This window comes from Bosea sp. NBC_00550, assembly GCF_026020075.1.
GTDB lineage: Bacteria > Pseudomonadota > Alphaproteobacteria > Rhizobiales > Beijerinckiaceae > Allobosea.
The window spans coordinates 1,395,891-1,408,819 of sequence record NZ_CP102772.1; the positions used below are offsets into that span (position 1 = coordinate 1,395,891).

At 66.1% G+C, this 12,929-nt stretch carries 12 protein-coding genes; 1 reads left to right on the plus strand and 11 read right to left on the minus strand.

Annotation, left to right across the window (positions count from 1 at the left end):
• Positions 1–202 precede the first annotated feature (202 nt).
• From lpxD to frr, 7 genes are all read right to left on the minus strand, one after another.
• Positions 203–1,264: a UDP-3-O-(3-hydroxymyristoyl)glucosamine N-acyltransferase gene (gene lpxD, locus NWE53_RS06545; protein WP_265053549.1), complete on the minus strand. Its 1,062-nt coding sequence runs from the start codon at positions 1,262–1,264 to the stop codon at positions 203–205.
• A gap of 36 nt (positions 1,265–1,300) precedes the next feature.
• Positions 1,301–3,799, minus strand: coding sequence for an outer membrane protein assembly factor BamA (gene bamA / locus NWE53_RS06550; protein WP_442864982.1), 2,499 nt, complete (start codon positions 3,797–3,799; stop codon positions 1,301–1,303).
• 218 nt (positions 3,800–4,017) lie between these two features.
• The gene (gene rseP, locus NWE53_RS06555; RefSeq protein ID WP_265053550.1) at positions 4,018–5,166 is read right to left on the minus strand and encodes an RIP metalloprotease RseP; all 1,149 of its coding nucleotides are present in this window, start codon (positions 5,164–5,166) and stop codon (positions 4,018–4,020) included.
• Between the two features lie 22 nt (positions 5,167–5,188).
• Positions 5,189–6,370, minus strand: a complete 1,182-nt coding sequence (gene dxr, locus NWE53_RS06560) for a 1-deoxy-D-xylulose-5-phosphate reductoisomerase (RefSeq protein ID WP_265053551.1) — start codon at positions 6,368–6,370, stop codon at positions 5,189–5,191.
• 4 nt (positions 6,371–6,374) lie between these two features.
• Positions 6,375–7,205 (minus strand): phosphatidate cytidylyltransferase, encoded by an 831-nt coding sequence (locus tag NWE53_RS06565; RefSeq protein ID WP_265053552.1) that lies wholly within the window; start codon positions 7,203–7,205, stop codon positions 6,375–6,377.
• Positions 7,202–7,960, minus strand: a complete 759-nt coding sequence (locus tag NWE53_RS06570; protein ID WP_265053553.1) for an isoprenyl transferase — start codon at positions 7,958–7,960, stop codon at positions 7,202–7,204. Before NWE53_RS06570 ends, NWE53_RS06565 begins: the two co-directional genes overlap by 4 nt.
• A 60-nt stretch (positions 7,961–8,020) precedes the next feature.
• Complete coding sequence (gene frr / locus NWE53_RS06575; protein ID WP_265053554.1) at positions 8,021–8,584, minus strand: ribosome recycling factor; 564 nt, start codon at positions 8,582–8,584, stop codon at positions 8,021–8,023.
• A 249-nt stretch (positions 8,585–8,833) separates the two neighbouring features.
• Between frr and NWE53_RS06580 the strand changes: the two genes are divergently transcribed.
• Complete coding sequence (locus NWE53_RS06580) at positions 8,834–9,247, plus strand: VOC family protein (RefSeq protein WP_265053555.1); 414 nt, start codon at positions 8,834–8,836, stop codon at positions 9,245–9,247.
• A 9-nt stretch (positions 9,248–9,256) separates the two neighbouring features.
• On the opposite strand, the gene pyrH is transcribed toward NWE53_RS06580, so the two are convergent.
• From pyrH to NWE53_RS06600, 4 genes are all read right to left on the minus strand, one after another.
• Entirely contained in the window at positions 9,257–9,964 is a 708-nt protein-coding gene (pyrH, locus tag NWE53_RS06585) for a UMP kinase (protein WP_265053556.1), read from the minus strand.
• 109 nt (positions 9,965–10,073) lie between these two features.
• Positions 10,074–10,997: a translation elongation factor Ts gene (tsf, locus tag NWE53_RS06590; RefSeq protein WP_265053557.1), complete on the minus strand. Its 924-nt coding sequence runs from the start codon at positions 10,995–10,997 to the stop codon at positions 10,074–10,076.
• 195 nt (positions 10,998–11,192) lie between these two features.
• Positions 11,193–12,200, minus strand: a complete 1,008-nt coding sequence (locus NWE53_RS06595; protein WP_265053558.1) for a 30S ribosomal protein S2 — start codon at positions 12,198–12,200, stop codon at positions 11,193–11,195.
• Positions 12,201–12,449: 249 nt separating this feature from the next.
• Positions 12,450–12,842 carry a pore-forming ESAT-6 family protein gene (locus NWE53_RS06600; RefSeq protein ID WP_265053559.1) on the minus strand — a complete coding sequence of 131 codons (393 nt, stop codon included), beginning with the start codon at positions 12,840–12,842 and terminating at the stop codon, positions 12,450–12,452.
• Positions 12,843–12,929: the final 87 nt, after the last annotated feature.

Here is a 12,929-nt window from a genome sequence, read left to right on the forward strand (position 1 = left end):
GTCTTCTCCCGCGCGCCGTCCCGGGGCGACGCTTCGCATTCTCTTGAACAGGACGATTGCGAAAACCGCTTCCGCAATCGGCAACAATTCCAAAGCCTTCCGCCCCGTTTGCCGGAAACAGGGGGGCTTCGGCAACATAAATCTCTCTGCTTCTTCACGAGAAGGAGCGCAGGCCTCCCGCCCAAATCCGGTCGGGAGCTAGTCAGTCCTGAGGTGTGTCGGGTTTCCGGCCACGCTTGGCGACCAGAAGCTTGAGCAGGGCGATTTCGCGCGCCCACGCCAAAGCCGGCTGTGCCGGAGAGCCGCCATAGCGGGAGCCGCGCGGGACATCCCCGGCTACGCCGCTCTGCGCGGCGATCTGGGCACCCGCGCCGACCGTCATATGGCCGGCGAGGCCGACCTGGCCGCCGAGGACGACGAAGTCCTCCAATGTCGACGAGCCGGCGAGGCCCGTCTGGGCGCAGATCACGCAATGGCGGCCGATCACGCAATTATGCCCGATCTGGACGAGGTTATCGATCTTCGTGCCTTCGCCGATCACCGTATCGCGGCTGGCGCCGCGATCGATGGTGGTGTTGGCGCCGATCTCGACATCGTCCTGGATGATGACCCTGCCGATCTGCGGCACCTTCATGTGCCCTTTCGGGCTCATGGCGAAGCCGAAGCCATCCTGCCCGATGCGGGCGCCGGGATGGATGATCACGCGGTTGCCGATCAGTGCGGACTGGATCGTGCTGCCCGCACCGATCGAGCAATTGCGACCGATCCGGACCTGCGGGCCGATCACCGCATGAGAGGCAACGACGGTTCCTGCCCCGATCTCGGCACCGGGGCCGATGACGGCACCCGGATCGACCGTCACGCCGGGCTCAAGCACGGCGGTGGCGTGGACGACGGCGCCCGGAGCCACGCCCTGCGAGGCAAAAACGGATTCGGGCCGCAACGCCGCAGGGAAGAACCGCGCCAGTATCTTGGCGAAGGCGTGATACGGCGCGGGGCATACCAACGCGACCGTGCCGGCAGGGACGCGATCGGCAAAGCGCGACGAAACCAGACACAGCCCCGCCTTCGTCGCCGCCAGCGCCTCTGCGTATTTGGGGTTGTCCATATAGGCGAGATCGGACGGGCCGGCCGTTTCGAGGGCTGCAGCCCCTTCCACGCGACGTGCAGAATCGACACCCGCGGGCAGCGAAGCGCCGGAAATGCCTGCGACCTCGCCGAAGTCGAGCGAGGTCGCAAGCTGAAAGAAGATGGGCTCTGCCATGATCAGGTCCGGAGCGGGGTACGAGACCCCGCCTCGTCAGAAGCGGGTGCCGCCCGAGAAGCGGAACGCCTGGAGGCGGTCGCCGCCGTACTTGCCAGCGATGCCCGTGGCGGGGTTGAGACCCCACTGACCATCGTCCTTGGTCAGGGCATAGGCATAGTCGAAGCGGATCGGACCCAGCGGCGACTGCCAGAGCAAGCTCACGCCAACCGAGGAGCGCAGGATGTTCTTGTCGCGCACGCAGGCGATGTTGGTCTGGGCACCGCCGGTCACAACATTGAACTGCCGCGCCTCCGAGCCCGCCGGGCAGCCCGCAAAAGCGGAAGAGCTGCCGCCGTCGTAGTTGAACAGCGTACCGGCGTCGGCGAAGAGCGCTCCACGCAGACCCAGATCGCGGGGCAGGCCCCAGATCGGGAACTGCACCTCGACCGAGCCGCCGAAGTAGCTCGTGCCACCCACGGCGTTCGCGGTCGGATCGTTCAGCACGTCGCGCGGGCCGATGCCGGAAGGCGCGAAGCCGCGGACCAGCGTCGGTCCGAGGAAGTAGTGATCGACCATGCGCAGGTTTCCGCTGGTCGCCTGGACGTGACCGCCCTGGACGCGCAGGAAGCCGACGACATCGTCGAAGATCTCGCGGTAGTAGCGCGCGTCCGCCGCGATGCGCAGGAACTTGGAATCGCCCCCGACGCCCGCGAATTCCGGCTTCAGTTCGGCGATGAAGCCGTTGCGCGGGCTCTGCACGCTGTCGAGCGAGTTGTAGTTGAAGTTCAGGCCGACCAGCGAGGTCAGGGTCGTGCCCTGCGCCTCCTTGACCGCCACCGTCGCTTCGCCGTTGGTCACGCAGTTATAGATAGTGTTGGCGCCGCCGGTCGGCGTGATGCCGGGGATCGGGAAGCTACAGTCGTTGTAAGGCCGGTCGGTCGTGTTCGGAATCTCGATCTCGGTCGTGTAGATCGAGTAGCGCGGCGTGATCGAGAACTCTTCCGTGATCGGGAAGGTGAAGCGCACCTGACCACCGGTCACGCGGCTCTCGAAACGGCCGGTGTTATAGTTGTCGTTGAACTTCGAGAACAGGTCGATACCGGCCGCCACGCGGTAGCCCAGGAAATAGGGCTCCGTGAACGAGAAATCGATGCCCTGCGCGCGCTGGCCGAGCGTGCCCGCGATTCGAACGAACTGGCCGCGGCCGAGGAAGTTCGACTCCGACAGCGAGACTTCGCCGATGGCGCCGTCCGAGGTCGAATAGCCGCCGGCGATGGAGAACGAGCCGGTCGCCTTGTCCTCGACATCGATGTTGACCACGACACGATCCGGGGCCGAGCCGGGCTCGTTGGTGATGCGGACCTTGTTGAAGAAGCCGAGGTTGTTGAGACGGCGCTCGGCGCGGTCGATCATCACCTTGTTGTAGGCGTCGCCCTCGCCCATATCGAGTTCGCGGCGAACCACATAGTCGCGGGTACGAGTGTTGCCGCGCACGTTGATGCGCTCGACATAGACCCGGGGCCCCTCGTCCACGACGTAGGTGATGCCGATCGTCTGGCCGGAAGCATCGCGGTCACCGCGCGGGCGGACCTGAGCGAAGGCATGACCGCGACGGGCGACCTCGGTCGTCAGCGCGACCAGCGACTTCTCGACCGCCTCGGCGTTGTAGGTGTCGCCAGCGGACGTCGCGACATAGCGCTGGAGCGCAGCGGAATCGATATCGCGCAGAGCGGAGTCGACGCCGACATTGCCGACCTTGTACTGCGGGCCTTCCTCGACCTGGATATCGACGACCCAGCCGCCGGCAGCCTCGTCGAAGCGGGCCGAATTGCCGGCAACCTGGAAGTCGGCATAGCCGTTCTTCAGATAGAAGCGCCGGACCAGGTCGAGATCGGAGCTGATCCGCTCGGGATCATAAACGTCGGAGGTCTTGATCCAGCTCAGGAAATTCGATTCGGTCGAGCTCATCAGGCCACGCAGCCGGCTCGACGAGTAAGCCTGGTTGCCGCTGAAATTGATCGACTTGATGCCGGTCTTGCCGCTCTCGTTGATCGTGAAGACGATATCCTGGCGGCCATTCGGCAGCGGCGCGATGCGCCCGCTCACCGACGACAGACCATAACCGGCCCGGCGATAAGCCTCGCGCAGACGCTCCACGTCGGAATCGATCAACGACTGGCTGAGCGGGCCGCCGGCGCGCGACTGGACCAGCGGCGAGAGCTGGTCGCTTTTCAGACGACGGTTGCCTTCGAAGGCAACGCGGTTGACCGTGCCGTTCTGCTCCTGGACCGTCACGACGGTCTGCGAACCACGGCGGCTGACCTGGACATTGCTGAACAGGCCGGTTGCGAGAAGGCTCTCGCGAATCTCCTGGGGGTTCTCCCGCCCGACGGTGTAGGAGCGGATCGTCTCCGCATCCACGCGCCGATTGCCGTGGACCACCACAGCCTGCGCGAACGCCACGCCACCACTCACGGCCAGCATCAAAGCCGAAAGTCCGATCGATCGAGAGAGCCGCAGCTTGGTCGTCCGGCTCTTTAGGGTCGACGTCATCGGGTCGCCTATTCCATATCTCTGGTCACCACCCCAAACGGGGACCGCCATCAGGCGACGGCAGCACGGGGACATTGCGGTTCAATCGCTTCTACAAAGTTTCCAGCAGGGTGCAAACCGCGATCATCGTTAACAAAGGATTTTTAACGATCTCGTTGCCGGCAGGCCACGCAGCCTGCCGCGATTCCGCCGCAAAGCGCAGCAGTACCCCTTATTTTTCAGAGCATTCCGCGCACATGGACGATGTCGTTCCAGGTCACGAACAACATCAGCATGAGCACCAGCGCGAGGCCGACCCGGAAGCCGATCTCCTGGGCGCGCGGGCTCAACGGCCGGCCGCGCAGTGCCTCGTAAAGATAGAACATCAGGTGGCCGCCATCGAGCATCGGAACGGGCAGGAGATTCATCAATCCGATCGAGACCGACAGGATGGCGGCGAGATTGATCAGCCCGAGAAACCCGCCGCTCGAGGCGACAAGGCCTGAAACCTGCGCGATCCGGATCGGCCCCGAGAGTTGGTCGGTGGATTCGCGTCCGTTCAGCAGCTTCGCGATGTAGTCATAGGTCCGGGTCACCACGAACCAGGTTTCGGAAACGCCCGACCGCAGGGAATCGACCACGCCGAATCGTTGCGTCGTCCAATCCTCCGCTTTCGGCGAGGCCCTAACCCCGATCACGCCGATACGCTGTATTCCGAGCGGCGTCTTGAGTTCGGACAGAGCCGGCGTAACCGGCAGATCCACCATGCTGCCGCTGCGATCGACCGTGACGGTCAGGCGCTCTTCGGGCCGGGTGGAAATGAGACGCTGCATTTCGGTAAAGCTGTCGACCTTCCTCCCGTCGATCGCGACGACGATGTCCCCGGCCTTGAGCCCGGCGCTCTCCGCCACGCTGCCGGCCACCACGCTGTCGACGCGCGGAATCAGCATTTGCTTGCCGAAGAAGAAGGCCGTGCCGGCGAAGATCAGGATCGCCAGCAGGAAATTCGCGATCGGGCCGGCAGCGACGATGGCCGCGCGTTCGCCGATCGATTGGGCCGGCAGGGAGCGGGAGCGCTCTTCCGGGCTCATCCGCCGGACTGCGGTATCGTCGGGAGAGCTGGCGGCATCCGCATCGCCCGAAAATTTGACGTAGCCGCCGAGCGGGATCAGCGCGAAGCGCCAGCGCGTCCCGTGCCGGTCGTTGAAACCGAACAGCTCCCGGCCGAAGCCGATCGAGAAGGTCTGGACATCGACGCCGCACCAGCGACCAACAAGAAAATGGCCGAGTTCGTGAACGAAGACGACGAGGGTGAGAACGAACAGGAACGGCAGCAGATAGCTGAGCGCAAAATACCCGGCATTCCAGAGTGACGCCGCAAATTCCATCGAACTCTCCCGATCCTCGTCCTTAGGTGACAGTGAACGGCGCTTGCGACAAGAGCGAGGCGGCCCGTCGTCTGGAATCGTGGTCAACGGCGAGAGCAGATGCAATGTCTTGCGGCGCCTGTCCTCCGTCGGGAGCCGCAGTACACACCGCCTCCACGAGCGCAGGGATGCCCGCGAAGCGAAGGCGGCCGGCGAGGAAAGCCGCCACGGCCACTTCATTGGCGGCGTTGAGGATGGCGGGCATCGCGCCACCCTCGCGCAGTGCCGCCATCGCCAGACCGAGTGCCGGGAAGCGCTCGAGGTCTGGATGCTCGAAGCTCAGCGGCGCCGAAGCCGCGAGATCGAGGAAACGGGCAGGCGGCGCATCGAGCCGGCCATCGATGCCGAGGCAATGAGCCGCCGCCACCCGCATGTCCGGCACCGCCATGCCGGCGCTGACCGAGCCGTCGCGGAAGGTGACCAGCCCGTGGACGATCTGCTGTGGATGGACGAGGACGCCGAGCTGATCGGCCTGCAGCCCGAAGAGGAAACGGGCCTCGATCAGCTCGAGCCCCTTGTTCATCATGCTGGCGGAATCGACGCTGATCTTGGCGCCCATCGCATAGTTCGGGTGCTTCAGCGCCTGCTCCGGGACGGCTGCGGCAATGCGCTCGGCACTCCAGGTCCGGAACGGACCACCGGAAGCCGTCAGGGTCATGCTGCGGATCGCCGAGAGCGGCTCGGCGCCCAGGACCTGGAACAGCGCGTTGTGCTCGGAATCGAGCGGCAGCAGGCGCGCTCCGACTTCGGCGGCCCGGGCCATGACGGCCGCGCCGGCGCAGACCAGGCTTTCCTTGTTGGCGAGCGCGATCGTCCGCCCCGGAGAGAGCGCGGCAAAGGTCGCCTCCAGCCCCGCTGCCCCGGAGATCGCGCTGACGACGATATCGGCGGGGCAAGCCACCGCCTCCAACACGGCCGAGCGCCCTGCCCCGCTGCCGATGCCGGTACCAGCCAGCGCCTCCCGCAAAGCCGGGCCGCCGGCCTCGTCCGCCAGAGCAGCGAAGGACGCCCCCGTTTCGATCGCGACCCGTGCCAGTGCCAATGCGTCCCGGCCGCCGACGACAGTCCGGATGGCCAGCCGTTCCGGATTCTCGGAGACGATGTCGCGGACCGAGCGTCCGACGGAGCCGGTCGCTCCCAGAAGAGTGACAATGCGAAGCGGCATCGGATCAGATGTCGAGATGGATCGCGAAAAGGACAAGCCCGGACAGAACGAGAATGGCCCAGTAGCCGTCGAGACGGTCGAGGAAGCCGCCATGCCCAGGAATGAGCTTGCTCGAATCCTTGGTGTCGAAGCGGCGCTTCAGGGCGGATTCGAACAGATCGCCGGCCTGGCTGACGATCGAGCCGGCAAGCGATGCGGCGATGACCGGTCCAACCGTGGTCAGCCCGTGGAGGGCAGGCACGAACCGCCAGACAAGATAGCCGCCGATCACTCCAGCCACAGTGCCGCCGATCGCGCCGGACCAGGTCTTCTTGGGGCTGACGCTCGGCATCAGCTTCGGACCGCCGAGCCTGCGGCCGCTGAAATAAGCGGCGATGTCCGTGAGCCAGACCACCGCGAAGCTCCAGAGGATCAGTCCCAGGCCGATAGCCGGCAAGTCGCGCAAGGCGGGCGTGACGAGCGCGAAGGCTAGCGCATAGGCGACGCCGCAGAGCTCCAGCGCGAGGCGCGAGCGCACGAAGGGCGTTGCCACAGCGCCGAGCAGCGCCGCCGCAGCCGCCGCGCCGGCGAGCGCGGCGGGGCTCGCGGGAGAGAAGGCGAGCGCAAGGCCTGCGACGACCACGCCGATGCCGGCCGGGATCGCGTTGGAGCGGCTGACGATGGCGAGCCATTCATAGGCGACGAGGCCGGCAACCAGGATCCAGACCAGCCGGAACGGCCAGCCGCCCCAGATCGTCGCGAGCAGGACCAGCGCGGCCAGGACGAGCGCCGAGATGACCCGGAGCTTCAGTTCGCCCGGGCCCGGTCGCGGCGCAGTTGGCTCAGGCTCATTCACGCGACGCCCACGCTGCGGTCGGCGGAAGCGGTCACGCCGCCGAAGCGGCGCTCGCGCCGCCGGTATTGCGCCAGCGCATCCTCGAAGGCGGCGCGGTCGAAATCCGGCCACATCACCGGCGCGAAGACGAATTCGGCATAGGCAGCCTGCCAGAGCAGGAAATTGGAGATGCGCGTTTCGCCGGACGTACGGATGACCAGCTCCGGATCGGGCAGATCATGCGTGTCGAGGCTGCGCGTGATCAGGGCCTCGTCGATCTCAGCCGGATCGATGCGTCCAGCCACAGCATCGGCGGCGAGCCGGCGCGCCGCCCGCACGATCTCGTCGCGCGAGCCGTAGTTGAAGGCGATCACCAGCACGAGCCCGGTATTGGCGCGGGTGCTGGTCTCGGCATGCTCGACCAGGCGACGCAGATCGGCGGCAAGGTCCTCGCGGTTGCCGATGATCCGGACCCGAACATTGGCGGCGGAGAGCTCGGCCAGGTCCTTCTCGACGAAATGCTTGAGCAGCCCCATCAGGAAGGTGACTTCCGCATAGGGGCGGCGCCAGTTCTCGGTCGAGAAGCTGTAGAGCGTCAGGACGGAAAGGCCGAGATCGCTCGCATTGCGGACCGTGCGCCGCAGCGCCTCGAGGCCGCGGCGATGGCCCTCCTGCCGCGGCAGGCCGCGCATCTGCGCCCAGCGCCCGTTGCCGTCCATGATGATGGCGACATGGGACGGGTTGGGCACATCTGCCTCGCGCTGGCCGGATGACATGGGTAGGAGCCTCGCTCGGCTAGGCCGGAAGGATTGCGCGGGACGATCCCGCGCAATGGATCAGACGTGCAGGATTTCCTTTTCCTTCGTCGCGAGCGCCTGGTCGATCTCGGCGATGTGCTGGTCGGTCGCCTTCTGGACCAGATCGGAATTGCGGGCGGCGTCGTCCTTGGTCATGTCGCCGTCCTTCTCGAGCTTCTTGACGACGTCGATCCCGTCGCGGCGGACATGGCGCACGGAGACCTTGGCCTCCTCGGCATATTTATGCGCGACCTTGACCATCTCCTTGCGGCGCTGCTCGTTCAGCTCGGGGATGCGGATGCGCAGCACCTGGCCTTCGGTCTGGGGATTGAGGCCGAGGTCGGATTCGCGGACCGCCTTGTCGACGGCCTGAACCATCGAGCGATCCCAGACCTGGACGCTCAGAAGGCGCGGCTCGGGCACGGAGACCGTGGCGAGCTGGCTGAGCGGCGTGCGGGCGCCATAGGCTTCGACATGGATCGGGTCGAGCATGTTGGCGGAGGCGCGACCGGAACGCAGCGAGGCGAGATCACCCTTAAAGGACTGCACCGCGCCGGCCATGCGGCGCTTCAGGTCGGCGAGGTCGAACGTCGTCTGGGCCATTTCAATCAGGACCTTGCAGATAATCCAAAATCGGCGCGACCATGGCGGCGGGGCCGCGCAGGGTCAAGAATTACATGCTCGAACAGCATGTTCCCCCGGATTGGGCAAGGGGAAAGCAGCCGATGCGAGCCGTTGATCGGCGAAAGCGGCAGGGCACACTGGTCCACCGCATCCGGATACCTACGTCAGTCTAGAGGCTTGCACGGCTGCAAACCAGCGCAGCCGGACAGAGAACCACGGAGAAATGACGTGCCCCGCCTGAACCGCATCATCGAGACCGCGCTCTATGTCGACGACCTCGAACGCGCCCGCGATTTCTACGAAGGCAAGCTCGGCCTCGATCCCGTGCTCAAGACCGGGACGCTCTTCGCCTATGATGTCGGCGGCGCGAGCATCCTGCTGCTGTTCCAGCGCGGCGCGTCCCTGCACACCCAGAGCGCCGCCAATGGCAGCATCCCGCCGCATGACGGCCAGGGGCCGCTGCACATCGCCTTCGCCATCGCTGCCGAGGAATTCGACGCCTGGGAGGCGAAGCTGGAGGCGCTCGGCATCACCGTCGAGGGGCGCATGGAGTGGGATCGCGGCGGCAAGAGCCTCTATTTCCGCGATCCGGACGGGCATCTTCTCGAATTGATGACGCCCGGTATCTGGAAGACCTACTGAGGCGGCGCCTCAGGGCGTCACATAGGTCGCCCTGCCCTCGCCGCGCAGGACGGCGGCGAGCGCACCGGCTTCGGCGATCGAGAAGACGACGATGGTGAGGCCGGCATCCCGCGCCAGCGCGAAAGCGGCGGTGTCCATCACCTTGAGGTCGCGCCGGATCGCGTCCTCATGGGTCAGCGTGTCGTAGCGGGTCGCGCTCGGATCCTTCTTCGGATCGGCGCTGTAGACGCCGTCGACCTGCGTCGCCTTGAGCAGATGGCTGCAGCCGAGTTCGGCCGCGCGCAGGGCCGCACCTGTATCGGTGGTGAAGTAGGGATTGCCGGTGCCGCCGCCGAGGATCACGACCTTGCCGTTGCTGAGATGGTCGAGCGCGCGCTTGCGGGCATAGCTCTCGCAAAGCGAGGGCATCGGCACCGCCGACATGGCGCGGGCCGGCGCGCCGGCCGCCTCGATCGAATGCTCCAGCGCGAGCGCGTTCATCACCGTGCCGAGCATGCCGATCGAATCGGCCGTCGTCCGGTCGAGACCCTTGTTGAGCCCCTGCACGCCGCGGAAGAAATTGCCGCCGCCGACGACGATGCCGATCTCGACGCCCTCGCGCGAGGCATGGGCGATGTCGGTGGCAAGCGCCGTCAGCGTGCCGCCGTCGAGGCCGGAACCCTGAGGTCCCGCAAGGGCTTCGCCGGAGAGCTTCACGAGAACGCGTTGGGGTCTCATCGATGTCTCTCCGTCCGTGCTGCGGTCCGCCTCGAATCGAAACGGGCCTGTCTTCCTACAAAAAAGGCCGCGCGATGCGCGGCCTTTCTGTCATTCACAAGCGGACTTGTCAGCCCGTGGTGCCGCCGGCGGCAGCGACCTCGGCCGCGAAATCCTGCTCTTCCTTCTCGATGCCCTCGCCGAGAGCGAAGCGGGCGAAGCCGGTGAGCTTGACCGGGGCGCCGACCTTGCCCTCGATCTCCTTGAGGACCTGCGAGACCGACTTCGAGCCGTCATGGATATAGGCCTGCTCCAGCAGGCAGTATTCCTTGGCGTAGCTCTTCAGGCCGCTCTCGGTGATCTTCTCGAGCACGTGGGCAGGCTTGCCGGCGTTCTTCTCGGCCAGGATCGCCTTTTCGCGCTCCAGAACCTCCGGAGCGACCGAGGCGAGGTCGAGCGCCACGGGGTTCGTCGCCGCGACATGCATGGCGAGCTGACGGCCGAGGGCGGCGAGCTCGTCGCCCTTGCCGGTCGTCTCGAGCGCGACGATGACGCCGATCTTGCCGAGACCGTCGGCGATCGCGCCATGGACATAGGAGCCGATCACGCCCGAGGAGACCTTGAGCGAGGCGGTGCGGCGCAGCGTCATGTTCTCGCCGATGGTGGCGATGGCGTTGGCGATGGCATCCTGGACGGTGCCGCCGCCCGGATAGTGATGGCCGAGCAGCGCCTCGACATCGCCGCCACGCTCGAGCGCGACATCGGCGATGCTCTTGGCGAGCGCCTGGAATTCGGGGTTGCGCGCGACGAAATCGGTCTCGGAGTTCACCTCGACCACGACGCCCTCATGGCCCTGCACGGAGACGGCGACGAGGCCCTCGGCGGCAACGCGGCCGGCCTTCTTGGCGGCCTTGGCCAGGCCCTTGGCGCGCAGCCAGTCGATGGCGGCCTCGAGGTTGCCGTCGTTGGCGGAAAGCGCGGTCTTGCAATCCATCATGCCCGCGCCGGTCTTGTCGCGGAGTTCCTTCACGAGCGCGGCGGTGATCGCTGCCATCTGTCTTGTCCTTGCTGTCGGTGCGGCGCATGCCCGAGGGGGCCGGCCGCGGATCGGAATATCCGGACGCCTTATGGGGAAACGCCGACGCTCCGTTTCCGGTCGTCGGCGCGTCCTCTTAACTTCTTAGAGCCGGCGTCAAATCGAGAGGCTGATTGCGACGCGCCGATGACGCGTCGCAATCGTATGGCCTCATTACGCGTCGGCGAATTCGCGAGCCTGGGCGACCCAGCCCTCGCGCTCGAGCTTGCCGCCGAGCTTCAGGTCATGGTCGATCTTGGTCACGTCGGCCGGCGACATCGCGGCGATCTGCCAGAAGTGGTAGATGCCACCGTCATTCAGCTTCTGCACCGCGTCGGGGCCCATGCCCGAGAGCTTGGTCAGATCGTCCGGCGCGCCGCGCGGAGCGGTCAGCGTCTCGAAGACCTGGCCTTCGGGGGCAGCGGCGACCGGCTCGAGAACCTCTTCGACCACCGGGGCCTCGGCAGCGCCGACATCGATGCCCTGGTCGCCCGAGGCACGGCCGATGCCGTCGATCGCCGAACGAGCGATCAGGTCGCAGTAGAACTGGATGGCGCGGCCGGCGTCGTCATTGGCCGGGACCGGGAAGGTGATGCCGTCCGGATCCGAGTTCGAGTCGACGATGGCGGCGACCGGGATGCCGAGGCGCTGGGCCTCCTTGATCGCGAGCGCTTCCTTGTTGGTGTCGATCACGAAGATCATGTCCGGCGTGCCGCCCATGTCCTTGATGCCGCCGAGCGCCTTCTCGAGCTTGTCGCGCTCACGCGACAGCATCAGGCGCTCCTTCTTGGTCAGGCCGGAGCCGCCGCCGTTCAGCAGCTCGTCGACCTTGCGCAGGCGCTGGATCGAGGCCGAGATGGTCTTCCAGTTGGTCAGCATGCCGCCGAGCCAGCGGGAGTTGACATAGTACTGGGCCGAACGCTTGGCGGCATCGGCGATGGCGTCCTGCGCCTGGCGCTTGGTGCCGACGAAGAGCACGCGGCCGCCCTTGGCGACGGTGTCCGACACGGCCTGCAGAGCGCGATGCAGCATCGGCACCGACTGCGACAGGTCGAGGATGTGGATGTTGTTGCGCACGCCGAAGATGTAGGGCGACATCTTCGGGTTCCAGCGATGGGACTGGTGGCCGAAATGGGCACCGGCCTCGAGGAGCTGGCGCATGGAGAAATCTGGCAGAGCCATGGTGTTCTAGTCCTTCCGGTTGAGCCTCTGGAGCGCGAATGAACAAGGCATGAGCTGCCGCGTCACCGGAACGCCTCGGAAATGAGGCGGTACGCTCCATGTGGGATGGGGTGCGCCTTACAGGGGATGGCGCCGCATTGCAAGCCGGCACGGCGCAGAAAAGCCGGGCGGACCCGCGAAAAACCCGCGCGGAGCGCCGCGCGGGTCGTCGTCTCGGCCCCCTGCGGGAGCCAGGCAGCAGGCCGCCTTTTACTGCGGCAGCTTGGCACCCATCTGCTTCACGAGATCGCCGATCTGCTTGCAGTAAGCAGCCGGCGTACCGTTCTGCGCCTTGGCGATCACCTCGATGTTCTGTTCCATGCCCATGGCCGAAATCGTGCCCTTGCGACCGGCAGCTTCCGCGGCATCGCCGCCGCTGACGTCGGCCGGGGTCGGGATGAGGCCCATCATCTTTTTCTGCACATCCACGGCGGAGGCATCGATATGCCCCTTGTCGGCGCAATAGCCGAGAATGCCGAGCTGATTGCGGGCTGCCTGATAGGCGACCTTGAGCTGGTCGGCCTGCGTCTGTGCCAGGGACGGGGCGGCGGACGCCAAAACAGCGACGGCCGAAGCGGCGATCAACGACTTATAAAAGATCATACTGGATATCCTTAGGCTATTATGTTCCCAAGCATGCCACCATGCTCGCCTCCCACCCCGTCCTGACTAGCTGCTGCGGCCGCCTAC